The sequence below is a fragment of the Parafrankia sp. Ea1.12 genome, assembly GCF_900465275.1.
Taxonomy (GTDB): Bacteria; Actinomycetota; Actinomycetes; order Frankiales; family Frankiaceae; genus Parafrankia; species Parafrankia soli.
Genome location: NZ_UBIZ01000094.1, coordinates 1 through 24,686 on the forward strand (window position 1 = coordinate 1; position 24,686 = coordinate 24,686).

Consider the following 24,686-nt stretch of genomic DNA (forward strand, 5'->3'; position numbering starts at 1 on the left):
CGCCCGCCCCGCGCCGAACTCGTGCGCCCCCAGCACGTCGACCTCGCCGACGACGTGCTCGCCGGCGAGCACCGTGGCCACGGGAACGGTGAAACCGATCCGGTCGCGCAGGACCGCCACGACGTCGGCGGGCAGGTCGGCGCGGCGGGCCCAGCCCTCGCACAGCAGGTGCAGCAGCCCCACGCGGTCGACCAGCCGGGACGGCCAGTCAGGCCGCCGGGCCGCCGACCCGGCGATCTGCGCGGCCTCGTGGATCATCTCGGCGAGGCCGGGTGCCTGCGCGTCGACCATGCGGGCGGCGGCGGCCCGCCACCAGTCGGCCGGCCTGGCCTGGGCGGCTCCGAGCCCCTCCCCGGCCAAATCGGACAGCCAGCGGGCCAGCTCCGCGACACCGGCGTCGACCTTGGCCGCACGGCTCGCCTCGCGCCGGGCCGCCCCCGCCGCGGAGCGCTCGGACTCAGGCCCGGTGGCGGCCCGCGTGCCCGCGCTCGCCGCCGCGGCGAAGCGCGCCACCCGCCGGTCGAGCCATTCCGCGGCCCACGGCGGACGCCCGCCGCCGGCACCGGCCACGCCGCCGGCCGCGGCGAGCAGCATCAGGCCGAGAGCGTGCTTGCAGGGGAACTTCCGGCTCGGGCACGAGCACTTCGAGGCATGATCCGCGAGGGCCACGACGACCCGGTAGGGCGACTTTCCGCTGCCCCGGCACTCGCCCCACAGCGCCTCGGCGTCGCCGCCCGCCAGCGGCCAGGACCCGGCGACCGCGAGCCTCTCGCCCGCCTTCACGGACGCCTGATCCGGCGCCAGGGCGAGCGCCTGCCCGCGCTCGACGGGTGGGCTGGTGGTGTTCGACACGACGGCGATTCTGCCGGCGGGGTCCGACAGTTCCGTTCCGTCCGCAAGGTCCGACGCACGCGTTCGAACCAGCGTTCGAAGGCTTAGGGACACCTACGGCGACATCCAAGCCTTGTCGGACTTCGAAAGCCGCCGTCATCGACAAACGAAGGCAAACGAACAAAGATTACCGAGGCCGCTTATTGACCCTAAGCGAGGAGACAGTGACATGATCTCCAGCGCGGCGCTGCCGACGCCGTCAGCCCTCGGGAGAGCCGTCGAGCTCCGGCAGGTGATCGACGGCTTCGAGCTGCAGCTCCGGCACATCAACGACACGCTGGCGCAGCTCGAGCGCGAGGTCCGACGGTGGGAGGCCGGTGGGCGGGCCGAGCAGAGCGTCGCCCGCGCGTTGGTCTCGATGTACGACGCCGGCTGGCACCTGCTGCCGGACCGGCAGTGGCCGGGAACCCGCCGGGCCAACATCGACGTGATCGTCGTCGGGCCCGGCGGGGTCTTCGTGCTGGACGTGAAGAACTGGCGGGAGTTCGCGATCGAGAACGGCCGTCTGCGCCGCGGCGACGCCGACGCGGACGACGATCTCCGCAAGCTCCTGGACCAGACCGTGGCGGTCGAGGACGTCCTCGCGGACGCGGGCCTGCCGCCGACCGAGGTGGTGCCGCTGCTGGTGATGGCCGGGCGGTCCAACCTGCGCGAACAGGTCGACCGGGTGACGGTTCTCGGCGCGCACGACCTGACCCGCGACCTGGCCCGCCGCGGCGCGCGTCTGGCACCGGACCTGGTCGAACGGCTGTTGACCTGTCTCGCGGACGGCTGCCCGCCGATGCCCCGCGCCACGGACCCGCCTGCACCGGCCGCCCGGCCCGTCCGCCGCCAGGCCGCGCGGCAGGCACCTCGGCAGGCACCTCGGCAGGCGGCGATGCCGGGCCCGCCGACGCCGTCCGCCTCCGGGACTCCCCGCGCGGTCACGGCGGCCATGGGCGCACCAACCGCGCCGGTCACGCCGGTCACGCCATTTCTGCCCCTCGTGCCAGTCGCGCCGATCGCCACGGCACCGTCCAGGGCCTCAGTGGACGGCGAGGCGGGTCAGGGTGCGCTGATGAGCCGCGAGGACCTCTGGCGCGAGCTCCGCGACGCCGCGGACCGCGAGCCCGTCGAGACCTGGATGACCTGGCTGCACCCGAAGCAGGCCCGCCTCGCCGGACGGCAGTGGTCGGGGCCGGCCCGCGTGCGCGGCGCGGCCGGCACCGGCAAGACGGTCGTCGCCCTGCACCGCGCCAAATACCTGGCCGCGCGTGGGGAACGGGTGCTGTTCACCACGCTGGTGCGTACCCTCGGCCCGGTCTACCGCGCGCTGCTCGCCCGGATGGCCCCCGACCATGTCGACCGGGTCGAGTTCGCCACCGTGCACGCCGTCGCCGCCCGCTGCCTGCGCGAGCACGGCCTGGCGCACCAGCACCAGCAGGACGTCGCCGACACCTGCTTCTGGCGCGCGTGGGGTCAGGTCGGGCAGTACTCGGCCCTGCCCGGGCTCGGCCTCGTGACGGGGTACTGGAAGGACGAGATCGCGACGGTCATCAAGGGCCGGGGCCTGACCGAGTTCGCGCAGTACGCGAAGCTGGCTCGGGTCGGGCGCAGCACCCCCTTGCAGCCGACCCACCGCCGCGCGGTGTGGGACCTCTACGAGCGGTACGAGCAGCTCCGGGTGGAGCGCGGCGTCCTCGACCGCGACGATGTCCTGCTGCGCGCCCGCGACCTGGTGCGGGAAAGCTCCGACACCCGGTACGACGCGGTGATCGTCGACGAGGTGCAGGACCTCACCTGTGTCGGCCTGCAGATGCTGCACGCCTTCGTCGGCGACCGGCCGGACGGCCTGCTCGTGGTCGGCGACGGCCAGCAGTCCATCTATCCCGGCGGTTTCACCCTCGCCGAGGCCGGCGTCGCCGTCGTCGGACGCTCCACCGTGCTGGCGCGGAACTACCGCAACCGCGAGCGGATTCTGCGCTACGCCCAGGCGGTGCTCGCCGACGACAGCTTCGAGGATCTCGACGGCGTCCGGGAGCGGGGACGCCGCGAGGTCGACGTCGAGCGCCCCGGCGGCGAGATCCACGAGGTCACCGTGTCCGGCGAGACGGCGCAGGACGCCGCGCTCTGCGACCATCTCGTCGAGTTCAGGCAGCACCGGAACGTGCGCTACGGCGACATGGCGGTGCTCGTGCCGACGAACGACGCGGAGCGGCGATGGCTGCGGGTGCTCACCGAACGGGGAATTCCTGCGGTCTCCCTCATGAATTACGACGGAACCACCTGCGAGGCGGTCAAGGTCGGGACGTACTTCCGCGCCAAAAGCCTCGACTTCGCCCACGTCTGCATTCCCGATCGCAATCTCTTCCCGCGGCCGCAATGGCCGTCCGAGTCCGCCGACGCGTTCGGTGAACGCGTCCAGCTGGAGCGCCGGCAGATGTACGTCGCCATCACAAGGGCGCGGGACAGTGTGTGGGCCGGCATTCACGCCCGGCCCGGCCCGGAGCACCCGCCCGGTGCCGGCTGGCTACCGAGCTGAGCCTCCCCTGACATTCCGCCCCGCCGGCTGGACGTCCGCTCAGGCCGGTCGGTCGGCGACGGCGACCCGACCGCTGCGCAGCGAGGCGCGACGCGGCGTGGGCGTCGTCAGCCTGGTCGCGATGGTGAGCAGGTCATCGTCGCTGCGCACGGTGAAGCCGTTGCGGCCGAGCAGGTCCCGCATCGCGGATGCCGTCCAGCGTGACCGCCAGGGCTCGTTCGCCCAGATCCCGCGGCGGCGGGCCAGGACGTCCATCGAGCGGGCGATCAGCTGCCCGATCGCGATCGCGGCCTGCGGGGCCTGATAGTTGACGATCAGCCGGCTGCCCGGGGCCGAGAGGGTCGCGACGGCGGCCACGGTCCGGGCGGCCTCCGGGCGGGTGAGATACGGGACGACACCCTCCCAGATCCAGGTCGTGGGCGTGTCGGCCCGGTGGCCGGCGGCGGCCAGGGCGCCTTCGAGCCGGTCGCGGGTGAGGTCGACGGAGACGAACCGCACGCGCTCCCCGGGCTCCCCGGGCCGCACCGGCCGCGTCGGCGCCGGCAGCCCGGCGAGCCGCTGACGCTTGTCGCGCGCGGAGTCCGGGTGGTCGACCTCGAAGACGACGCGGTCGGCGAGTTCCGGCATGCGCCACGCCCGGTCGTCCAGGCCGGCGCCGAGGAGCACGACCTGCGGGGAGGTCCGCTCGCGCACCGCGTCGTCGATCGCGATCGTGCGCGGGACGACGATCTCCGCGCAGGCCCGCACCGACTCGTAGTCGACACGTTCGAGCCAGCCGGAGGGCGGTGTGCCGGCCCGCACCTGCTCGACCGTGCGCCGCTCGTCGGCCCGCAGGAGCGAGACCGCGACCGGGTCGGTGAACCGGCCGGGAGCGATCCGCCCGTCCGCGACCGCCCGGCCCTGGCAGACCAGCACGGCTGTCCGGCTACCCCCGGCCGCCTTCATGCCACACCCACCACCCGGTTCATCGTGTGCCCGCCCCGCCGCCCGGCCAGCCAGTTCAACGACGACCGCGCCTGCCGTCTCCAGCCATCCATGACCCGTCAGGCCCACGCCCCTGTCAACTCGGCCGGGCCGGGCCGGGATCATTCGTCGCGGAGGCGGACCTGCGGACGGCGCGTTCGTGACTGACGACATCCGCGACTGACGACGTTCGCGACTGACGAGGGAATGCCCGTGGACGGCGGGGACATTGACCCTGAGGTGGATGTCGTTGAGGGTTCGCTTCCGCTGGCGGTGCTCGACTTCGTGGGGATCGAGCACGGCGAGAGTCCGAGCGCGGCGATCGCCGGGGCGGTGGCCGTCGCCCGGACCGCCGAGACGGCCGGGTACCGGCGGTACTGGGTCTCCGAACATCACAACATGACCAGCCTGGCGTGCAGCTCCCCCGAGCTGCTGACCGCGCACGTCGGGGCGCAGACGTCCCGGATCAGGGTCGGCGCGGCCGGGATCATGCTGCCCAACCACGCGCCGATGAAGGTCGCCGAGACGTTCCGGACACTGCTCGCGATGTACCCGGGGCGGGTCGATCTCGCGCTCGGCCGGGCGCCGGGAACCGACCCGCTGACCGCGCACGTACTGCGCCGCGGGGCGTCCGCCGACGCGGGCGCGGAGTTCCCCGGGCAGGTCGGCGAGCTCCTCGCGTTCCTCGGTGACGGTTTCCCGGCCGGTCATCCCTACGCGCAGCTGGTGGCAGCGCCGGTGATCGACGAGCGCCCGGAGATGTTCGTCCTGGGTTCGAGCCCGTATGGCCCCCGGTTCGCCGCCGTCAATGGCATGAGCGCGGTGTTCGCCCACCACATGAGCCCTGAGCTGGCGTTCGACGCGCTGCAGGCCTACCGGCGCGAGTTCACCCCGCGGGCCGAGGGCACGCAGCCGTACTCCGCGATGTCCGTGCTCGCCTTCGCCAGTGAGGACGAGGAGGCCACGCTCGACTTCGAGGCGGCCTGGACCCTCACCATCCAGAACATCAGCCGCGGGGTGCGCGAGCCGCTGCGGCCGGAGGACATCCGCGGCTATGCCCGTTCGGAGCGGTTCCGGGCCGCCCGACGCCCCGACGACGGCCGGATGGTGACCGGCGAGCCGAAGGCCGTGGCCGAGCGGCTGCTGGAGATGAAGCAGCAGGCCCAGGTCGACGAGATCGTCATCGTCACGCCGAGCCTGGACCGGGCCCGCCGCCAGGGCAGCTTCGCCGCGCTGGCCGAAGCCTGGCGCCAGGCGGCCTGACCCGAGCGCCGCGCCCGCCCAGGCCGCCCTCGAGCCGTCCTGCGCCCGAGCCGCGCCCACGCCGGGCAGGGCAGGGCAGGACAGGGCTCCGGGCCGGGCCGGGCCTCCTAGCCGCGCCGGACGGTCGTGGCCATGCTCTGCACGGAGCGCTCGATCTGATCCGGGGTGGGTGCAACCGGTACGGGATCGGTTCGCGCCGTGCCCTCGGCACGGAAGGCGTCGAGCAGGTAGGCGGTGAAGCGGCGCCACGCGTCGGGCGCCGCGTCATGGGTCGCGGTGACCAGGCCGGCGTTCGCGAGCAGCAGGATGCCGATGTCGGCGGCGACGAAATCGGGCCGTAGCGAGCCCTCCCGCTGGGCCCGCGCGATGAGCTCCTCCAGGCCGGCGTGTGCCTGCGCCTTGAGTTCCTCGACCACGCTGGACGACGGGAACCGCAGGGTGATCAGATCGCGCAGGCCCGCGTTGGACGCCTGAGCGCCGCACAGGTACTCGACGAGCTGCCGGAAACCCGCCCACGCGCTCGGGCTTTCCAGCGCCCGGCCCACGGCCACCAGGTACTCGCGGATCTTTCCTTCGAAGCTCGCCTCGAGCAGGTCGGCGCGGGTCGGGAAGCGGCGGTAGAGCGTGGCGATCCCGACCCCGGCCCGGCGGGCGATCTCCTCCAGACCGACGTCGATACCGCGTTCCGCGAAGACTTCTTCGGCAGCCTGCAGAATGCGTTCGCGGTTACGCTCCGCGTCGACCCGCAGTGCGGGGACTACCTTCCCGGCTCGCCCAGCCGTCGCCACACGGTTTCCGCCGCGTCGCGCACTGTCCATGTGACGAGCCTACCTTTATATACGGAGGTATCTCTCCACTTAACCTGCTAAGGTTATCCGGAAGATCTCCTCCGTTTATACCAATCGTCACGACCGCCCGCTTGTCCGGCGAAAGGATTTCCGCAATGTCACAGCCCGTCATCGCCGACGATCAGCGGACGCGGTCCGCGCCAGCGGAGGGCACCGGCGGCCGGCGGGGTAATCCCTGGTGGACGCTGACGAGCGTCGCCCTCGGTGTGATCATGGTCGGCCTGGACGGGACGGTCGTCTCGATCGCGAACCCGCGCATCGCCGAGGATCTCGGCGCCTCACTGACCGACCTGCAGTGGATCACGAACTCCTATCTCCTCGCCCTGGCCGCCCTGCTGGTCTTCGGCGGCAAGCTCGGCGACCGGTACGGCCGCAAGCTGATCTTCCTGATCGGCGTGGTCGGGTTCGGGCTCACCTCACTGGCCATCGGCCTGGTCGGCAACATCGTCGGGATCATCGCGCTTCGGGCGCTCCAGGGCGTGTTCGGAGCCATGCTGATGCCGAACACGCTGGCCATCCTGCGCGGCGCGTTCCCGCCCAAGGAGCTGAACCGGGCGATCGGCATCTGGAGCGGCGCGTCGTCCATCTCGATCGCCGGCGGACCGATCATCGGCGGCCTGCTGGTCGAGCACGTGAGCTGGGAGTCGGTCTTCTACATCAACGTGCCGATGGGCGCGATCGCGCTGGCCGTGGGCCTGGCGGTGCTGCGTGAGTCCCGCAGCGAGAGCACCGGGCAGCGCCACGACATCCCCGGCATCATCACCCTGTCCGGCGGCCTGGTCGGCCTCGTGTTCGGCCTGATCAAGGCGTCAACCTGGGGCTGGACAGACCCGAAGACGCTCGCCTGCGTCTTCGCCGGGCTGGCCGTGCTGGTGCTGTTCACGGTGATCGAGACCCGGGTGGCCGCTCCCCTGCTGCCGATGCGGCTCTTCGGCAACCGGTCGATCTCGGTGGGCAGCGCTGTTCTCGTCATCAACTTCTTCGCGCTGTTCGGTGTGCTGTTCTTCGTCACGCTGTTCCTGCAGAACGTCCAGGACACCTCGCCGATCGAGACCGGTGTCCGCATTCTGCCGCTAACCCTGGCGATGATGATCATGTCACCGATCGCAGGCAGCGCCACCGAGCGGTTCGGCCCCCGCCCGCCGATGGTGATCGGCCTGGTGCTGTCCGGGACGGCGCTGCTCCTGTTGACCGGGCTCGAGCCCGGCTCCAGCTTCAACGCGCTGTGGCCGTCGCTGCTGATGCTCGGCATCGGGATGGGCCTGGTCATCACGGCCAGCGCGGAGGCGATCGTCGGCAACGCCCCGGTCGACGACGCCGGGGTCGCCGGTGGCCTGCAGACCACGGCGTTGCAGCTCGGCGGGGTCGTCGGGACGGCCGTCCTGGGCTCGGTGCTCAGCAGCCGCGTGGCATCGGTCATGGTCGACAGGCTGACCGGCGCCGGCACCCCCGCCGAGGTCGCGAACCGGCTGACCGACTCGGAGCAGCTCATCAGCCAGGGAGTAGCGCCCCAGGTGACCGGCGCGTCGGAATCCGTCCAGGCCGCCGTGACCGCGGGCAGCCACGCGGCCTTCATGACCGGCCTGCACGTCTCCCTCGTCGTCGCCGGCATCGCGACGCTCGTCGCGGCGGGGCTGGCCCTCCTGGTCCGGCGCGGCGACAGCAGCGACGGAACCCCCGTCGTCGTGCACTGATGTTCACGGTCTGATCGTCGTGTGCCGTGTTCGGCATCCGGTCGGCCTGACCGGATGCCGGATACGCCCCCGTCGCCTGGCGACGGCCCCGGAACGGGGCTCGTCGCCAGGGTGGGCAGCTGTCAGTGGAACAGGCCGCGCGATCTTCCCAGCGGAAGGTCAAGGTGCGTCTGAATGCCGGGTGGGGCCGCGACGACGTCGTGGATCATGTTGACGACTGACATCGCGGTCCAGGTCTGGCCGGGATGGGCCGAGCCGCCGGACGGATTCGCTTCGATCGTGAACGTGGTGGCCGGCTCGCCGAAGAACTCGACGATGTACCGACTCGCGCCGTTCACGATCTCCGGAGTGAGATCGTCCGCCATCTTCCACTTCGATTGGAAGACGATCGCGGAACGCCCGTCGACGACCGCTTCCCAGCGCCGGCACATTCCCGCCACCTTGCCGGTCGGGATGACCCCCGAGGCGACGACGAGGTCCTCGTCGCTGACGGCAACCGTGAGGCCACACTCGTACCGGTCGACCGTAAGGCCGAGGCCTGCGGCCAGCAGGCCGATGGACTGGCTGTACGCGTCCAGGGCGAGCCGGTGCGTCCGATGGGCCTCGTCCGGGTCCCGCCCGAACCCGAAGGCTGTGAGCATCTCGCTCGCCGGCGCGCCGCTGAAGTCGACCACCTCGGTCACGACCACCTGGTCGAGGCGGCTGTGCAGCCGGGAACCGACGAGCGCGAAGATGTCACCGACGAAACCCGGGTGGATGCCACCGGCGTGGAAGCTGGTCCCGCCCGCCCGGCAGGCCGCCTGTAGCCGGATCGTCTGCTCGTCGTCCGGCCGCGGGAACGTGAAGCCCAGCGGTGTGACGACGTTCTTCCCGGAACGCAGGAGGGCCTCGAGGTCGTCAAGGTCGGGCCGTAACGGCGCGTAGTGCACGCAGTCGGCGTCGATGGCGAGGAGCTTCCCCTTGTCCGTGGTCGCTGTGACGCCGAGCGGGGCGATCCCGGCGAGATCGCCCGCGTCCGCACCGTCCTTTGCCGCGGAAGTCGTGTAGACACCGACCAGCTCGAACGCGGAGTTGGCCGCGAAATGACGAATGGAGATCTGGCCGATACGACCGGTGCACCACTGAACGACACGTACGGGGCGCGACGGGTTGACCATCGGTCGCCTCCTTCTCGAAGGGTGCCAGGCTGCGGCGGGAACACCGGCCCTCATGGTGTCAGAACAGGCCCTGCGCCGAACGTGGCCGAGCGGCACGATCACGGCATGCCGGGTCGTCCACGCCAGGGCCGCGGGCCATGCGGCAGGCGTGACGACATCCGACCGTCGCGCTCCGCCCGCACCCGCAGCGCACCCAGGGAGATCCGGCTGCTCTCGGCGGTGTCCTTCCGAATGCGATGTCGTGGGTGAGTCCGGCGGTAAACCGGGTAGGAGCTGTTTCAGGTCCGGCCGCACCGGCCCGACGCCAGCAGAAACCGTGGAGAGAACGGAGTCGTGATGACGAGGCCGACAACGGTCCACAACACCGGGAATCCCCAGGTCACAGGCGACAGCCCCTACGCGCCGCCAATGCCGGAGGCCGGTCGGAACCCCACGCCGCGGGCCGGGCACAATGCCACTGGCCAGGCTGCCCCGCAGGGTGCGTACCCGCAGCCATCGGCTGACCAGAGCGGTTATCTGCCGTATCCGGAAAACGGACAGACGCAGGCGCAGTTCGGCCGCCCGCCGTACCCGCACGGCCCCGGCCCGGCTGGTGAAACCTCTGGTGTCCGCACGCTGTGGATCCTGGGATTCGTCCTGGGCGCGGTCGGTGTGCTGTTCCCGGTCGCCGGAGTGGCCGGCATCGTCTGCGGCGCGGTGGCCTGGAGCAGGCGAAGCAGCCGGGGGAAGGCGGCGACAATCGTGGCGATCGCCGGGACGGTGATCGGTCTCGTGATCGGGATAATGCTGTACGCGTGATACACGGCCGCCTCCCCCTGCGCGACGCGGCGGTCCGCCTCCTGACAATCGACGACGCCCGAGCCGGATTCACCCGGCCCGGGCGTCGTCGTCTCGCCAGCCGACAGGTCACAGGACGCGCAGCAGGCGGGCTCCGCGCAGGGCGGCGTCCCAGGCGGCTCCGGCCACCGCCCTCGTCACGAAATGGCCGATCCAGACCACCAGAAAGGTGGCCAGGATCAGGATCGGCGCCCAGCTCCAGGACAACTGGAGGACGATCCGCTCGAACGTGCCGTGCGGGTCGACGACCGGTTCCCAGCTGTTCAGCCGGGCCCACCGCCCCAGGAAGATCCCGACGGCGCACAGGGCGTGTGCCGCCACGGTGACCCGGCCTTGCCACTCCGCCCGGCCTACGCGGCCGAGATACCGGCGCAGGCCGGCCAGTGACAGGTAATAGGCGAGGAAACCCGACCCGATGAACACCGCGTAGACAGGCAGCACCGCGGTCACCACGGGACCGTCGCCGCCCGCCACCAACACATCGTCCCGTAGATGGACGAGGTCGGTCACAACGTACGGGGCGTTGGGCAGGAACAGCGCGAACAGCACGAGCCCGGCCCACCACAGGGGCGAACGCGGCGGATGCCGGTCGGCGCCACCCAGGAACAGTCCGCAGGCCAGGACGACCGGAGCCCAGGCCAGCAGGGTGTTCCACATCATCCACCGCGCGTTGCCGCGGACGACCTCAGTCAGACTCGGCGCCACCACTTCCAGCACACCCATGGTTGCATTGTGCGTATCAGGCGCACCCGAGCGGCCGCTTTCACGGCCGCCGCGGGCTACCGGTGCTCGTTCTCCTCCCTGGCATGGCCCGGACGGAGCATGTCCCCTGCCTGGTGAGCAGGGCCGTCCTCATGATCCTCGAAGACGACGGCGCGTTGGGTGCGCTGGATCGACTCGGCGATGTGCCTGATCCGCTGTAGTCGGGCGTCCCACGCCGACCCGACGGACGACAGCTGGGCCACCGCGCGGGCGAGCTGGGCGCCGTCCACCCGATACTGCTTCTCCCGGCCTGCCGGGGTCGCGTGGACGAGGCCGACCCGGTCGAGGACGACGAGGTGCTTGGCCACCGCCTGGCGGGTGACCGGCAGCCGCTGGCTCAGCGTGGTCGCGGTGCCGTGGCCCTCGCTGAGCAGCAGGTCGAGCATCCGGCGCCGGGTCGGGTCCCCGATCGCGGACCAGAGGTCGTCGTCGACGTTCTCGGCCACGGCGGTTCTCATGGCCGCAGCTGAAGCGTCGCGACGTACGGCGCGAGCCGCGGCAGGTAGAAGTCCCAGCCGGTGACGTGCTCCTGGTACTGCTGCTCGAGGACGGCGACCTCCCAGCCCATCTCGCGGAAACCGGTCTCGGTCATCCGGAGCACCGTCCCGGCGCCCGACGGGGTCAGCTCGAAGGTGACCAGAAGCGAGTTGCCCTCCACCGCGGCCTCGCTGGCCGGGTGCGTCCAGCGGAACGAGAACGTCCGCGGCGGTCGGGCGTCGACGACGGTGAACGCCACCGCCGTCCCGCCGGCGTTGCAGTCACCGAAGACGATCTGCCCCGTCGAGCCGGGCGTCGGCTCGTAGCGGGCGTCGTCCGGCCACCACTGCCTGAGGTGATCGGGGCTGCTCACCACCTCGAAGACGATCTCGGGCGCCGCCTCGACGTAGATCTCCCGCTCGATTGTGCCGAGTTCCATGACATCCTCCTGCAACGTTTGGTTGCTCGTCAGGTTACCCGGCAGGGCGACATCCAGCAACCATCGGTTGCTTCTCGCCTCGACGGCCGCCTGGGTGGCCCGGCGGGGCCACCCAGGCGGTGGGATCAGGCGAGGTCGTAGCGGTCGAGGTTCATCACCTTGACCCAGGCCGCGACGAAGTCGCGTACGAACTTCTCCCGCGCGTCGTCGCTCGCGTACACCTCCGCGAGCGCACGCAGCTCGGAGTTCGAGCCGAAGACGAGGTCGACGCGGCTGCCGGTCCAGGTCAGCTCGCCCGTGGCGGCGTCGCGGCCCTCGAAGACGTTGTCGTCCTCGCCGCTCGGGCGCCACGTCGTGCCCAGGTCGAGCAGGTTGGCGAAGAAGTCGTTGGTCAGCACCCCGGGCGTCGCGGTGAGGACCCCCAGCGGTGACTGCCGGAAGTTCGCCCCCAGCACCCGCAGGCCACCGACGAGGACCGTCAGCTCGGGGGCGCTCAGGGTCAGCAGGTTCGCCCGGTCGAGCAGCAGGTACTCGGCCGGCAGGCGCTGGCCCTTCCCGAGGTAGTTACGGAACCCGTCGGCGGCCGGTTCGAGCGCCGCGAACGACTCGACGTCGGTCAGCTCCTGAGACGCGTCGGTCCGGCCCGGCGTGAACGGGACCTCGACGTCGAACCCGGCGCCGCGGGCGGCCTGCTCGACGGCGGCACCACCGGCGAGCACGATCAGGTCGGCGAGCGAGACCCGCCTGCCGTCGGTCCGGGCGGCGTTGAACTCCTCCTGGATGCCGGTCAGCGTCCCCAGCACCGCCGCCAGCCGGTCCGGCTCGTTGACCTCCCAGCCGCGCTGCGGCTCAAGGCGGATGCGCGCGCCGTTGGCACCGCCGCGCTTGTCACCGCCACGGAACGTCGAGGCCGACGCCCACGCGGTCGCGACCAGCTCGGAGACCGACAGGCCCGACGCGAGGACCCGGGCCTTCAGCGCGGCGACGTCCGCGGCGTCGACGAGCTCGTGGTCCACCGCCGGCACCGGGTCCTGCCACAGCAGCGTCTCGGCCGGGACCTCCGGGCCGAGGTAGCGCGCGACCGGTCCCATGTCGCGGTGGGTCAGCTTGAACCACGCCCGGGCGAACGCGTCCGCGAGCTCGTCCGGGTGCTCCAGGAACCGCCGGGAGATCGACTCGTACACCGGGTCGAACCGCAGGGCGAGGTCGGTCGTCAGCATCGTCGGGGCGTGGCTCTTCGCCGCGTCGTGGGCATCGGGGACGGTGCCGGTGCCGGCGCCGTCCTTCGGCTTCCACTGGTAGGCCCCGGCCGGGCTCTTCGTCAGCGCCCACTCGTAGCCGAAAAGCGTCTCGAAGAAGCTGTTGTCCCAGCTCACCGGGGTGGGAGTCCAGGCGCCCTCGAGCCCGCTGGTGATCGCGTCCGCGCCCTTGCCGGTACCGAAGGCGTTCTTCCAGCCGAGGCCCTGCGCCTCGAGGGGGGCACCTTCGGGCTCCGGGCCGACGCTGTCCGGGTCGCCCGCGCCGTGGGTCTTGCCGAACGTGTGGCCGCCGGCGATGAGCGCCACCGTCTCCTCGTCGTCCATCGCCATGCGGCGGAACGTCTCGCGGATGTCGCGGGCCGCGGCCAGCGGGTCCGGGGTGCCGTTCGGGCCCTCCGGGTTGACGTAGATGAGGCCCATCTGGACCGCCCCGAGCGGATTCTCGAGCTCCCGGTCACCGGTGTAGCGCTCGTCGCCGAGCCAGGTGGTCTCCGGACCCCAGTAGACGTCCTCGTCCGGCTCCCAGACGTCCTCGCGGCCACCGGCGAAGCCGAAGGTCGTGAAACCCATCGATTCCAGGGCGACGTTGCCGGCGAGAATCATCAGGTCTGCCCAGGAGAGCGCCTGGCCGTACTTCTTCTTCACCGGCCACAGCAGGCGGCGCGCCTTGTCCAGGTTCCCGTTGTCCGGCCAGCTGTTGAGCGGCGCGAAACGCTGCTGCCCGGCGCCGCCACCACCACGGCCGTCGCTGATGCGGTAGGTACCCGCGCTGTGCCACGCCATCCTGATCATGAACGGGCCGTAGTGACCGTAGTCGGCCGGCCACCAGTCCTGCGACGTCGTCAGCACCTGCGCGATGTCCCGCTTGACGGCGGGGAGGTCGAGCGTCCGGAACGCCGCGGCGTAGTCGAACTCCTCACCGAGCGGATTGGCCACCGCGGGATTCTTGGCGAGGATCTTCAGGTTGAGCCGGTTCGGCCACCAACCGCGGTTCCCGCCGCCCTGGGTGGGATGCGGGGCCCGCTCATGCGCGACCGGGCAGCCGCCACCGCTTTCCTCGTTCAGTTCGGAAACAACTGTCTCGTGATTCTCGGACACAGGATCCTCCGTCGTTGGCGGATCAGCAGCGGATCGAAAGCGGACAGGGACGGATCAGGAACGGTCTGGACGGATCGGGGACGGATCGGGAGCGGGTAGGGACAGATCGGAAGGAGTCAGGTGCGGTCAGGGGCGACTCGGGGGCGGTCAGGCGTCGCCGGTGGGGAGCAGTCGGGGCACCGGCCCCAGTAGAAGACCTCGGCCTCGTCTATCGAGAAGCCGCGGTCGTCGGACGCGGCCAGGCAGGGCGCCGAGCCGACCGCGCAGTCGACATCGGCGATGGCACGACAGGACCGGCACACGACGTGATGGTGGTTGTCCCCCACCCGCGACTCGTAACGGGCCACCGAGCCGGCCGGCTGGATACGCCGGATCAGGCCGGCCGTCGTGAGAGCCCGCAGCGAGTCGTACACCGCCTGGTGGGACACCTCAGGAAGCTCCTCGCGCACGGAACCGACGATCGAGTCGGTGTCCGCGTGCGGATGCGCGTAGACCGCCGTCAGCACCGCCACCCGCGGACGGGTGACGCGCAGCTCGGCCCCGCGCAACATCCGCTGAAACTCCTCCGCCGTGGCCACCACCACATGGTCACCCATTTTCTGGAACCAGTCAAGAAAACCAGAAAGTAACCAGGACACCACTCCAAGTTCCCGATATGCTCCCCGCTACAGGACCCTGGCCCCCGGCGCCGTGGGCTCGAAGCGGGTGCGCGAGCCTCTGAGCTGGGCGTTTGCGGTGACCCGAGCCACCGGATGCCACGATGCGCCACAGTTCGTCTCGAATGCGTAGTATTCGGCTATCTGACGCCACCGTCCCCGCCCGGAGTACCGATCAGCGGTGTCCAGCGCGATGCCCCGACGGATGTTGGAAGGACCGAGAGTAATTGGCCGAGAGCGGCTTCCCCGGAGACAGGTCGTGGGACTTCAAGTCGGTCACGACCAGCGGCACGGTCCAGGGCTTCAAGGGTGAGCCGGTCGACCTGCGCACCGACGTCGCCCACATCGCCCGGGTCTACGACCACTGGCTCGGCGGGAAGAACAACTTCGCGGCCGACCGGAAACTGGCGGAGGCGGTCATGGCCGCGATGCCCACGGTCACCGAGAGCGTCCGCGCAAACCGCTCTTTCCTGCGCCGCGCCGTGAACCTGCTCGCCACCGAGCACGGCATCCGCCAGTTCCTCGACATCGGCACGGGCCTGCCCGCGGCCGACAACACCCACGAGGTGGCCCAGCGCGCCGCTCCGGACTCCCGGATCGTCTACGCCGACAACGACCCGATCGTGCTCGCGCACGCCCGAGCGCTGCTCACCAGCAGCCCCGAGGGCCGCACGGCCTACGTGCACGGCGATGTCCGCCAGCCGGCCGAGATCCTCGCCAAGGCCGCCGAGACCCTCGACTTCACCCAGCCGATCGCCCTGATGCTCATCGCGGTCATGCACTGCATTCCCGACGAGGACGATCCGTACGCCATCGTGCGCACCCTGACGGATGCGATGCCCCCCGGCAGCTACTTCGTCCTCACCCATCCGATCCCCGCGACCGACGCACCGTCCGGCGACGTACCGGCCGAGGATCTGGCGGCGGCGTACGCCCTGATGCGGGAGGCGTCCACCGGCAGTTTCCACGCGCGGACAGCGGATCAGATCACCCGGTTCTTCGACGGCTGGGAGCTCCTCGACCCCGGCGTCGTCCTCGCGACGCAGTGGCGGGCGAACGAGCCCGAATCCACCGTGATCCGGGTCGGCATCGGCCACAGGCCGGCCTGACGCGCTCGTCGACCGAGACACAGCCGCGCCGGATTCACGCAGCCCGACGCGGCTGCTCGGGCTGCCCCCCCGACGCCGTGCTCCACATCGGCGACTCGCTGACCTCCGACGTCGCCGGCGCCCACACGCTGGGCATCCCCACCATCTGGGTCAACCGGTCAGGACGGCCCCGCCCCGCCGACCTGACCTCGATCGCGGAGGTCGGTGCCCTCACCGAAGCGCTCCCGCTGCTGCAACAGGCGCGCCGGTAGCGCGCCGCGGCGACAATGGGCCCAGGGAAGGCAATGGGCGCAGGGGAAATGGGCCCGAGGAATGCGGAAGGGTGGTCATTTCATGGTCGGCACACACCTGGTCATGGGAGCGAGCGGTTTCCTCGGTTCGCACGTCACACGGCAGCTCGCGGAGCGCGGCGACGACGTCCGCGTGTGGATTCGCCGATCCAGCTCCACGCGGGCTTTCGACGACTTACCGGTGCAACGTTGCTATGGCGAGCTGGTCGACGACGCGGCGATCCGCGAGGCGATGCACGGCGTCGACACCGTGTACTACTGCGTCGTCGACACCCGGGCCTGGTTGCGCGATCCGGCGCCGCTGTTCGCGACGAACGTCGACGGCCTGCGGCACGCACTGGACGCGGCGCTCGAAGCCCAGGTGCGGCGCTTCGTGTTCTGCAGCACCGTCGGCACGATCGGCCTCTCGCCGGACGGCCGCCCGGCCGACGAGAGCGTTCCGCACACCTGGGAGCACCTGGGTGGGCCGTACATCCAGGCGCGCGTCGCCGCCGAGAACCTCGTCCTGCGCTACTGCCGTGAGCACGGGCTGCCGGGGATCGTCATGTGCGTGTCGACGACCTACGGAGCGCCCGACCACGGCTCCCCGCACGGCCGCATGGTGTCCGACGCCGCGAAGGGCAGGCTGCCGTTCTACTTCGGCAATGCGGCGATGGAGGTCGTCGGCATCTCCGACGCCGCCCGCGCGTTCCTGCTGGCCGCGGAGAAGGGCCGCGTCGGCGAGCGGTACATCATCAGCGAGCGTTACATGACCTGGAAGGAACTGGTCACGACGGCGGCCGAGGCCGGTGGGGCGAAACCGCCGCGCTTCGGGATCCCGCTCACCGTGATGAAGGCTGTAGGCCGCCTCGGTGACGTGGCGGGGCGTGTGCTGCGCCGCGACGTCGTGATGAACAGCGTCAGCACCCGGCTCATGCACTTCATGCCGCCGCTCGACCACAGTAAGGCCACCCGGGAACTCGGCTGGGATCCGTCCCCGACACCGGATGCCGTCCGCGCGGCCGCGAAGTTCTACCTCGAGCAACAGCACCAGACCGGCCGCTGACGGTAGGGGGTAGGCCCCGGTCTGGCGCGTTCCGGGAGCGAAGGCGAGGTTGCGGGTGCGGCTCCGTCCAAAGCGGGCTGCGGGAACCTGGGTCCGCCCGCCACGGCCACGGGACGGAGTTGTCCCGGGCGCCCGTCGTCATGCTGTGGCTCGGCACCGATGAGTTCCGTGCGCTGGGTCGGTCCAACCAGAGCACACACCGGGGTGGACGGCACGGCCGCGAGCGAGGCGGAGCGGGACGTCCACGACATGGCTGAGGAGAGTTCAGGATGCGCACACTGATCGTGACCGCTTTCGTGTCCGTCGACGGAGTCATGGAAGCGCCGGGCGGGGAGGCGGGGTACCGCAACACCGGCTGGACCTTCAAGGACATCGACTTCGACCCCGCCGCCTACGAGATCAAGGGCCGGGAGCAGGAGGAGACCACGGCACTGCTCCTGGGACGGACCAGCTACGAGGCCTTCGCCCCGGTCTGGCCGACGATGGACGACTTCGCCGGCTACAACGCGATGCCGCGGTACGTCGTGTCCAGCACGCTCGCCGAGGACGACTCGCGGTGGCCGGCGACGATCCTGCGTTCCGTCGACGACGTCGCGAAGCTGAAGGAGACCGAGGGCGGCCCGATCGCGGTGCACGGCAGCGCGACGCTGGGAAAGAGCCTCGCCGACGCCGGGCTGGTCGACCGTTACCACCTGTTGGTGTTCCCGGTGCTGCTCGGCGCGGGAAAGCGGCTGTTCAGCGAGGCCGACAAGGACAAGACCATGCTGAAACTGGTCGAATGCGACGCCTACCCGAACGGTGTCCAGAAGCAGGTGTTCGAGGTCGTCCGCTGACCCGGCGCCCACCGGCGGCGGGCGGGCCTCAGCGGCGGAACAGGCCGACCTCCTGGATCGCGGAGGCGACGAGCAGGCCGTCCCGGGTGAAGAACATGCCCCGGGAGAGGCCTCTCCCGCTGTCGGCGCTCGGGCTGTCCTGCGCGAACAGCAGCCAGTCGTCCGCTCGGAACGGCCGGTGGAACCACATCGCGTGGTCGAGGGAGACGATGTCGAGCCGCCCCGGAAGAGCCATATAGGGCAGGTTCGCGGTACTGGCCAGGGTCAGGTCGGACAGGTAGGTCAGCGCGCAGACGTGCAGCAGCGGATCGTCCGGCAGCACCTGGTCGACCCGTACCCAGACGTTCTGCCGCGGCATCCCGTCGGCCGGGCCGGGCGCCGCGGCGATCGGTGGGGTCGCGGCCCTCCCGGGGACACCGGTCGTCGAGCGGATGTCGATCAGGAGAAACGGTCGGTATTCGGGGGCTTCGTCGATCGGCCCCCACCACCGCCGCAACGTCTCGGGTTCGGGCACATCCGGGGCCTCTCGCTGGTGCGTCTCGTCGGCGTCGCGTGGCCGCTGGAACGACGCGGACATCGAGAAGATGGTCTCCCCGTCCTGCACGGCGCTGACGCGGCGGGTGGTGAACGACCGACCGTCCCGGATGCGCTCGACGAGGTACACGATTGGTGCGTCGGTGCGGCCGGGGCGGAGGAAATAGCCGTGCAGCGAATGCATCCGCCGGTCGGGCTCGACGGTCCGGCCGGCGGCCACCTGGGCCTGCGCCGCGACCTGCCCGCCGAACGCGCGCATCGGTGCGCCGTCATGGCACAGACCACGGAAGATGTCGCGGTCCACGGACTCCAACATCAGCAGGTCCGCGAAGTCGGGCTTGCGTTCGGTCATCGACGTCCGCCGCCAGACACCAGGTCGGACGTCGCACACCGGCGCGGCGCGCGGCTCACCGGCGTCACGACGGTGCGCCGCTCGACGGCCGGGTTCGCGGGCAGGGCTGCCACCAGCCGAAACGGCGGGATCAGGGACACCGTGCGAGGCTACGCCGTGCTCCGTGCCGCCTGCCGCCGATTCCACCCCGGGCCCGGGGCCGACAGGAGCCGATGGCCGGACGGTCAGTCGCCCGCGGCCGGCTCGGGGGAACCCCCGAAAATGCTGTTGCAGAGCAGCAGGTAGAACCGGTCGGGCCGGGGAACGTGATCGATTTTCTCCAGCTCGCTCGCGTGGTCCCCTTCGGTCTCCATCGCGAACTTGCCGTAGCCAAGCACCCGGCCGTTGGGATCCAGGGTGTACGAGATATCCGTGATCTTCGACAGCGGGATGCTCTGGACCCGCAAGGAGATGATCCCGGACACTTTGATCATCCGCGAGCTCGTGATCAGCAGGTTGGTGCGGTGCCAGTCGAGCAGGCGCCACAGCAGTCGTACGACCGCGGCCAGCGCGACCCACCACAGCAGCGTGAGCAGGAAACCGGCACCCGCGCCATGGGCCCTCGAGTAGATGGAGAGGGCCAGGACACCGACGAGGATGGCCGCCGTGCCGAGAACCAACCGGGCAATTACCACCCAGTGCAGTCGAATCTGAACAATTGTCTGCTCATTCGCAGCCAGGTATCTATAGTTCCGCACGCCGACCCCCCGGGTTTCCCTTGACGTACGGTCGCATGTTTAGCTGCGCGGCAACCCTGACAAGGATCGGTTTTCAGTTCGACTTCTTCACCAGTCCCCAGAAGATCGACGTTGGCCGCGAGAATCGTCGGCGCGCGGCGTCTATCAGGGGCACCCGACGGCTGATGCCGAGCCCGCCTCACGCCGACGGGCCCTCCCCCCGCCCGCTGCCTGCTTGACGCCGGCAGAGGCGAAGGGAGGGCCGTTGGTCAGCGCGGTCTCAATCATCCACGCGATTTTCAGCCGGCGACGGTCGTACCACCCACAGTCGGCCCGCCAACCGCCGTACCGCCGCCATCGGCCACGGTCGTACCACCCACAGTCGGCCCACCAACCGCTGTACCACCGCCACCGGCGCCACCGGCGACCGTCGTACCACCCACAGTCGGCCCACCAACCGCTGTACCACCGCCACCGGCGCCACCGGCGACCGTCGTACCACCCACAGTCGGCCCACCAACCGCGGTACCGGCACCACCAGCCACGGTCGTACCACCCACGGTCGGCCCGCCAACCGCGGTACCGGCGCCACCAGCCACGGTCGTACCACCCACGGTCGGCGCACCAACCGCTATGACACCGATCGGGATGCCGATGCCCCGACCAGCGACGGTCGTACCACCCACGGTCGGCGCACCAACCGCGGTACCGGCGCCACCAGCCACGGTCGTGCCACCCACGGTCGGCCCGCCAACCGCGGTACCGGCGCCACCAGCCACGGTCGTACCACCCACGGTCGGCGCACCAACCGCTATGACACCGATCGGGATGCCGATGCCCCGACCAGCGACGGTCGTACCACCCACGGTCGGCGCACCAACCGCGGTACCGGCGCCACCAGCCACGGTCGTGCCACCCACGGTCGGCCCGCCAACCGCGGTACCGGCGCCACCAGCCACGGTCGTACCACCCACGGTCGGCGCACCAACCGCTATGACACCGATCGGGATGCCGATGCCCCGACCAGCGACGGTCGTACCACCCACGGTCGGCGCACCAACCGCGGTACCGGCACCACCAGCCACGGTCGTGCCACCCACGGTCGGCCCACCAACCGCGGTACCGGCACCAGCGCCGCCGGCGACCGTCGTACCACCCACAGTCGGCCCGCCAACCGCCGTACCGGCACCACCAGCCACGGTCGTGCCACCCACGGTCGGCCCACCAACCGCGGTACCGGCACCAGCGCCGCCGGCGACCGTCGTACCACCCACAGTCGGCCCGCCAACCGCCGTACCGGCACCACCAGCCACGGTCGTGCCACCCACGGTCGGCCCACCAACCGCGGTACCGGCACCAGCGCCGCCGGCGACCGTCGTACCACCCACAGTCGGCCCGCCAACCGCCGTACCGGCACCACCAGCCACGGTCGTGCCACCCACGGTCGGCCCACCAACCGCGGTCTGAGCAGAGGCGGGCGCTGCGAAGGCGAAGGTCACAGCCGCCGGAACCGTGGCTAGCATTGCATAAACGCGGCTCTTGTTGAGAGTCATGACACTCCTCTGCTCATTTTCTGGCAGGGCCGTCGAGGTAACTGCGCTACTAGGCTCGGACCGCTCAACGGCGACCTGCGCTTCACCATCAGATGGAGGACGGGCGATGCATGGCCCGGCCGCCAGTATCCCCGCCAGATGCAGAAAGAATGTCGATGGAATGAGAAAAGATCTATCGAATATCATCCTGGCCATCCACCGCACCAGCCCTCGGTGCGGCCGAAAGCGCCGCCGGCTCGCATCTTTCGCCTGGCCTGTATGGCGGGCTGGTGGATTATCCGGAGCCGCGTTCCGCCGGTTGGTTGTGTCGCCGTGGCGTGACGATCCTGGTGGCTGCCGCGCGGAGGCGCCGGTCCGGGGCCGGTGTCCTCGGGTCGCCGGGGCAGGGTGTCTGTAGGCCCTACCCGAGGCTGGACAGGGCCCACGCCGGACGGCGACTACCCACCCCGGCGTAGTGAGCGGGTGGGTGCGGCACGGCGGTCCGGGCGCGGCGGTCGAGACCGCCGCGAGACCCAGACCGGGACTAATGATCATAAGGTGACCCTCAAGTCACCAGCACCGTCCGCACCCGCTCGACATCGGAGTGTCGCAGCCGCAGGACGGGTACACACAAAGCCTACGGACACGCAGCGGAGGGGGCGGACGAGCGTGATGGGACACAGGCGGCGGACCGCGATTCCACGATGGCAGCCGGCCTTCCGTGCGGGCCCCGATGAGGTCGGAGCTCCAGCCGGAGCCGCCCGGGCTGGTGTGACCGCCACGGCCGCGCTCATGCTGTTGCTCGCCGCCCCGGCCTCCGCCCAGATCGCCGACGCCCCGTCAGACGGCTCAATGCCTGGGACCGCGTGTGTGACGAGGATGACCCCGACGGACCCACCGAGGTTCATCCAGTCCGGCCCCGGGTGTGGGCGCAGCTGAACCACGAGTCGATGTCGACCAGGAAGAATCCGTTCGGTTCGGGACCCTTACCCAACCAGCTTGTCGCCGATCATTCCGGAATCTGCCCCGGGAACCGTTCCCGCCCGTCGGTGGCGAGTTGCGTACAGATAGGCGGATTCACTGAATGGCGCCAGTATGGTGGTTTCCAGAAAATCGCAGTGGAATCCACCGAAACCCGGACCTCCGGAAATACAGACCAGGAGGAAGGACGCTGCGAGGTGATGATCGACCTAGGCGGGCCGGAGGCGACGTGCTCCGCGAGCTCAGCCCGACCGGGGAGCCGGTCACCATCCACCGGTGCTCCTTCGAGGACGGGCTCTACGACGCCGCCGTCAACGCCGCCGAGTTCGCGAACACCTGCGAGATCGACTGTCCCCGACCACATGCGCCCTGGCTTTCCCGGGGGAGCCGGTCGGGCCTTCGCCGTCGAGGGGAGATCAATGCGGAGCGCGGGATCAGCTGAGCAGGAAATCGAGGATGGGCTGGGTCTGGCCGGTGATGCTGTGTGCCACGCCGGGGAGAACCGTGGCGATGGCGTGCGGGATGGTGCGAGTCACTCGCTGGGCAGTCTCATGGGAGTCGAGCATCGCGTCGCGCTCGCCGACGATCACGAGCGTCGGCATGGTCAGGTGACGCAGGGCGTCGTCGGAGAACAGGGGCAGGCGCTCGGTGCGGGGCCTGAAATGGCGGTGGGTCAATACCATGTAGTCGAGGAACTCCTGGGTACGCGACGCGTCCAGGCCGCTGGCGGTCTGGATCGCCGTGAAGTCGAAGCCGGCTACCGTTTGCAGCGTCTTTCGCAGGCCCCACTCCCCGAAGGGGCGCAGCATGATCGCCTTGGGCACCCAGCCCACCTTCTGCCTGCCGAGGCCCCCGGGGCACATGGCGACCAGACGCTCCACCCGATCCGGCCGTCGCGTCGCGTAGTCCAGCGCCAGCCACCCGCCGAGCGACGCTCCGACGACGGCTGTACGTGTGATCCCCAGCGCCCCGAGCACGTCGTCCAGCCACAGCGCACAGGCCTCCGAACTCAGCGGGGGACGTCTGGGCTCACTCAGGCCCGGCTCGCCGATCAGGTCGACCGCGTGGACGCGGAAGTGCTCCGCCCATGCCGGGATGTCACTCATCCACATCGCCGCGTTGGTGCCCGAGCCGTGCAGCAGCAGAAGGGGCGGCGAGCCCGGAGCACCGGACGCCACGACGAATGTCTCCCCTTCTCGCGTCGGGAGGCGCAGGTGCTCGGCCGGCACCGGCCAGCCGCTGAGGATCTCGGCGTAGCGCCGCCGGACCTCGTTCCCGCCCGCCTGGGTCCGGTAGATGGCGGTCATGACTCGAGGACCGCCTTGACGTGCTCCAGCAGCCACACGGTGTCGTCGATCCCAGCCAGAATAATGATCTTCATGCGCGCCCGTTCCTCGTCGTAGACCGTCTCGATCCGCACGGGTGCGTCGCGCCGATGGGCGGTCGCGGCGGTGAGCAGGGTGCTCACCCGGCTCGCCGTGTCGGGGCTGACCGCCTCGACCTCGACGATGCTCGACACCCCGACGTGCCGCTCACGTGCGACCGTCTCCCGGGCGGGCGGCGACAGCGAACGGCCGGTGAAGACCTCGAGGTCCTCATGCGCGATCCGGTACTGCTTGCCGATCCGCACCGCCTTCAGCTGCCCGCCACGCACGTATCCGCGCACTGTCCGCACATGCAGGCCCAACAGGTCGGCAACTTGATCAACCGAGTAGAGACGCTCCACAAACGCAGCTTAACACGACCATTAGAACGTTTGTTTAGGTAATGATAAAGTAGTTTGAAGCGAGAGATGCGAGCCAGCGGAGCTGGGTCATCGGGAGCGAGGGCCGCCACCGCAAGGCGAATCGCGGATTTCCTTAATTAAGTTAAGTAAATTGACTACACTACCTGCATGTCCGCGCAGCAACCCGTGATCACCGACTCGGCCGTATCCCCGGAGACGATCGAGCTTGAACAAGCAGTCAACCGGATGGCACATCTGCTCACCCGGACCAGACGGCACGAGCGGATGAAGATCGCTTCCGGGGTGCCGCTGGATCGGGCCACCATGGCCGTCCTACGTCAGCTCGATGAGTCCGGGGCCATGCGCCCGGGAGAGCTCGCGGCCCTCCTGCAGGTGGAGGCCCCGCACGTCACCCGGCAGGCGCATCTCCTCGAAAAGGCCGGCCTCGCCACGCGCGTCCCTGACCCCGACGACCGACGGGCACAGCTCATCGAGCTCACCCCCTCGGGACGGGCGGCGGCGGACCGGATCCGGGCAGCGAGCCGACGCGCGGTGCAGGCCGCCCTGGCGCAGTGGTCACCGCGGGAGCTGCACGACTGCGGGACTCTTCTCCACCGGCTGGTCGACGACTTCGTCGCCCACGCCGCCGAGGAGGCGAGCGAGGCGGCCGGAAACGCCCTGCCCGCCTGACTTCCAGGCAGTA

General features: G+C 70.5%; 23 protein-coding genes. 10 read left to right on the forward strand and 13 right to left on the reverse strand.

Annotated features, from left to right (window positions below; genetic code table 11):
* Window positions 1–852: SWIM zinc finger family protein (locus tag FMEAI12_RS01775; RefSeq protein ID WP_200835140.1), on the reverse strand; the 852-nt coding region annotated here is incomplete at its 3' end.
* Between the two features lie 208 nt (window positions 853–1,060).
* Here FMEAI12_RS01775 and FMEAI12_RS01780 point away from each other — a divergent pair.
* Window positions 1,061–3,412: a nuclease-related domain-containing DEAD/DEAH box helicase gene (locus tag FMEAI12_RS01780; RefSeq protein WP_112104746.1), complete on the forward strand. Its 2,352-nt coding sequence runs from the start codon at window positions 1,061–1,063 to the stop codon at window positions 3,410–3,412.
* A 39-nt stretch (window positions 3,413–3,451) separates the two neighbouring features.
* Here FMEAI12_RS01780 and FMEAI12_RS01785 read toward each other — a convergent pair whose 3' ends face one another.
* Window positions 3,452–4,357 carry a class I SAM-dependent methyltransferase gene (locus FMEAI12_RS01785; protein WP_071059687.1) on the reverse strand — a complete coding sequence of 302 codons (906 nt, stop codon included), beginning with the start codon at window positions 4,355–4,357 and terminating at the stop codon, window positions 3,452–3,454.
* 225 nt (window positions 4,358–4,582) lie between these two features.
* Between FMEAI12_RS01785 and FMEAI12_RS01790 the strand changes: the two genes are divergently transcribed.
* The gene (locus tag FMEAI12_RS01790; protein ID WP_112104747.1) at window positions 4,583–5,638 is read left to right on the forward strand and encodes an LLM class flavin-dependent oxidoreductase; all 1,056 of its coding nucleotides are present in this window, start codon (window positions 4,583–4,585) and stop codon (window positions 5,636–5,638) included.
* A gap of 107 nt (window positions 5,639–5,745) precedes the next feature.
* Here the strand turns inward: FMEAI12_RS01790 and FMEAI12_RS01795 are convergent, their stop codons facing one another.
* Complete coding sequence (locus FMEAI12_RS01795) at window positions 5,746–6,426, reverse strand: TetR/AcrR family transcriptional regulator (protein WP_071064648.1); 681 nt, start codon at window positions 6,424–6,426, stop codon at window positions 5,746–5,748.
* A 155-nt stretch (window positions 6,427–6,581) separates the two neighbouring features.
* On the opposite strand from FMEAI12_RS01795, the gene FMEAI12_RS01800 reads away from it, so the two are divergent.
* Complete coding sequence (locus tag FMEAI12_RS01800) at window positions 6,582–8,180, forward strand: MFS transporter (RefSeq protein ID WP_112104748.1); 1,599 nt, start codon at window positions 6,582–6,584, stop codon at window positions 8,178–8,180.
* A gap of 122 nt (window positions 8,181–8,302) precedes the next feature.
* On the opposite strand, the gene FMEAI12_RS01805 is transcribed toward FMEAI12_RS01800, so the two are convergent.
* On the reverse strand, window positions 8,303–9,337 hold the full coding sequence (locus FMEAI12_RS01805) for a dihydrodipicolinate reductase (RefSeq protein ID WP_112104749.1): 1,035 nt from the start codon (window positions 9,335–9,337) through the stop codon (window positions 8,303–8,305).
* Between the two features lie 336 nt (window positions 9,338–9,673).
* Here FMEAI12_RS01805 and FMEAI12_RS01810 point away from each other — a divergent pair, with 336 nt between their 5' ends.
* A complete protein-coding gene (locus FMEAI12_RS01810) occupies window positions 9,674–10,135 on the forward strand; it encodes a DUF308 domain-containing protein (protein ID WP_112104750.1) in 462 nt (153 codons plus the stop codon).
* 108 nt (window positions 10,136–10,243) lie between these two features.
* On the opposite strand, the gene FMEAI12_RS01815 is transcribed toward FMEAI12_RS01810, so the two are convergent.
* From FMEAI12_RS01815 to FMEAI12_RS01835, 5 genes are all read right to left on the reverse strand, one after another.
* Entirely contained in the window at window positions 10,244–10,897 is a 654-nt protein-coding gene (locus tag FMEAI12_RS01815; RefSeq protein WP_112104751.1) for a DUF1361 domain-containing protein, read from the reverse strand.
* 56 nt (window positions 10,898–10,953) lie between these two features.
* A complete protein-coding gene (locus FMEAI12_RS01820) occupies window positions 10,954–11,394 on the reverse strand; it encodes a helix-turn-helix domain-containing protein (RefSeq protein WP_235013592.1) in 441 nt (146 codons plus the stop codon).
* Window positions 11,391–11,852: an SRPBCC family protein gene (locus tag FMEAI12_RS01825; RefSeq protein ID WP_112104769.1), complete on the reverse strand. Its 462-nt coding sequence runs from the start codon at window positions 11,850–11,852 to the stop codon at window positions 11,391–11,393. Before FMEAI12_RS01825 ends, FMEAI12_RS01820 begins: the two co-directional genes overlap by 4 nt.
* A gap of 125 nt (window positions 11,853–11,977) precedes the next feature.
* Window positions 11,978–14,209 carry a catalase/peroxidase HPI gene (gene katG / locus FMEAI12_RS01830; protein ID WP_112104752.1) on the reverse strand — a complete coding sequence of 744 codons (2,232 nt, stop codon included), beginning with the start codon at window positions 14,207–14,209 and terminating at the stop codon, window positions 11,978–11,980.
* Window positions 14,210–14,325: 116 nt separating this feature from the next.
* On the reverse strand, window positions 14,326–14,805 hold the full coding sequence (locus FMEAI12_RS01835; RefSeq protein WP_112104753.1) for a Fur family transcriptional regulator: 480 nt from the start codon (window positions 14,803–14,805) through the stop codon (window positions 14,326–14,328).
* 287 nt (window positions 14,806–15,092) lie between these two features.
* On the opposite strand from FMEAI12_RS01835, the gene FMEAI12_RS01840 reads away from it, so the two are divergent.
* The 4 genes from FMEAI12_RS01840 to FMEAI12_RS01855 all read left to right on the forward strand — a co-directional run bounded on the left by FMEAI12_RS01840 (window position 15,093) and on the right by FMEAI12_RS01855 (window position 18,142).
* A complete protein-coding gene (locus tag FMEAI12_RS01840; RefSeq protein WP_112104754.1) occupies window positions 15,093–15,974 on the forward strand; it encodes an SAM-dependent methyltransferase in 882 nt (293 codons plus the stop codon).
* On the forward strand, window positions 15,911–16,225 hold the full coding sequence (locus FMEAI12_RS39165; RefSeq protein WP_255565643.1) for an HAD hydrolase-like protein: 315 nt from the start codon (window positions 15,911–15,913) through the stop codon (window positions 16,223–16,225). Before FMEAI12_RS01840 ends, FMEAI12_RS39165 begins: the two co-directional genes overlap by 64 nt.
* Window positions 16,226–16,307: 82 nt before the next feature.
* The gene (locus tag FMEAI12_RS01850; RefSeq protein WP_112104755.1) at window positions 16,308–17,309 is read left to right on the forward strand and encodes an NAD-dependent epimerase/dehydratase family protein; all 1,002 of its coding nucleotides are present in this window, start codon (window positions 16,308–16,310) and stop codon (window positions 17,307–17,309) included.
* A 269-nt stretch (window positions 17,310–17,578) separates the two neighbouring features.
* Window positions 17,579–18,142 (forward strand): dihydrofolate reductase family protein, encoded by a 564-nt coding sequence (locus FMEAI12_RS01855; RefSeq protein WP_112104756.1) that lies wholly within the window; start codon window positions 17,579–17,581, stop codon window positions 18,140–18,142.
* Window positions 18,143–18,170: 28 nt separating this feature from the next.
* Here the strand turns inward: FMEAI12_RS01855 and FMEAI12_RS01860 are convergent, their stop codons facing one another.
* Both FMEAI12_RS01860 and FMEAI12_RS01865 read right to left on the reverse strand, forming a co-directional pair.
* Window positions 18,171–19,028: an acyl-CoA thioesterase II gene (locus FMEAI12_RS01860; protein ID WP_071064666.1), complete on the reverse strand. Its 858-nt coding sequence runs from the start codon at window positions 19,026–19,028 to the stop codon at window positions 18,171–18,173.
* A 224-nt stretch (window positions 19,029–19,252) separates the two neighbouring features.
* Complete coding sequence (locus tag FMEAI12_RS01865) at window positions 19,253–19,687, reverse strand: PH domain-containing protein (RefSeq protein WP_235013594.1); 435 nt, start codon at window positions 19,685–19,687, stop codon at window positions 19,253–19,255.
* 2,799 nt (window positions 19,688–22,486) lie between these two features.
* On the opposite strand from FMEAI12_RS01865, the gene FMEAI12_RS36955 reads away from it, so the two are divergent.
* Complete coding sequence (locus tag FMEAI12_RS36955; protein ID WP_165938867.1) at window positions 22,487–22,699, forward strand: hypothetical protein; 213 nt, start codon at window positions 22,487–22,489, stop codon at window positions 22,697–22,699.
* On the opposite strand, the gene FMEAI12_RS01880 is transcribed toward FMEAI12_RS36955, so the two are convergent.
* A complete protein-coding gene (locus FMEAI12_RS01880; RefSeq protein ID WP_112104760.1) occupies window positions 22,692–23,564 on the reverse strand; it encodes an alpha/beta fold hydrolase in 873 nt (290 codons plus the stop codon). The genes FMEAI12_RS36955 and FMEAI12_RS01880 overlap by 8 nt on opposite strands.
* A complete protein-coding gene (locus FMEAI12_RS01885) occupies window positions 23,561–23,983 on the reverse strand; it encodes a helix-turn-helix domain-containing protein (protein WP_112104761.1) in 423 nt (140 codons plus the stop codon). The genes FMEAI12_RS01880 and FMEAI12_RS01885 overlap by 4 nt, the downstream gene beginning before the upstream one ends.
* Window positions 23,984–24,169: 186 nt before the next feature.
* Between FMEAI12_RS01885 and FMEAI12_RS01890 the strand changes: the two genes are divergently transcribed.
* On the forward strand, window positions 24,170–24,673 hold the full coding sequence (locus FMEAI12_RS01890; RefSeq protein WP_200835145.1) for a MarR family transcriptional regulator: 504 nt from the start codon (window positions 24,170–24,172) through the stop codon (window positions 24,671–24,673).
* Window positions 24,674–24,686 lie beyond the last annotated feature (13 nt).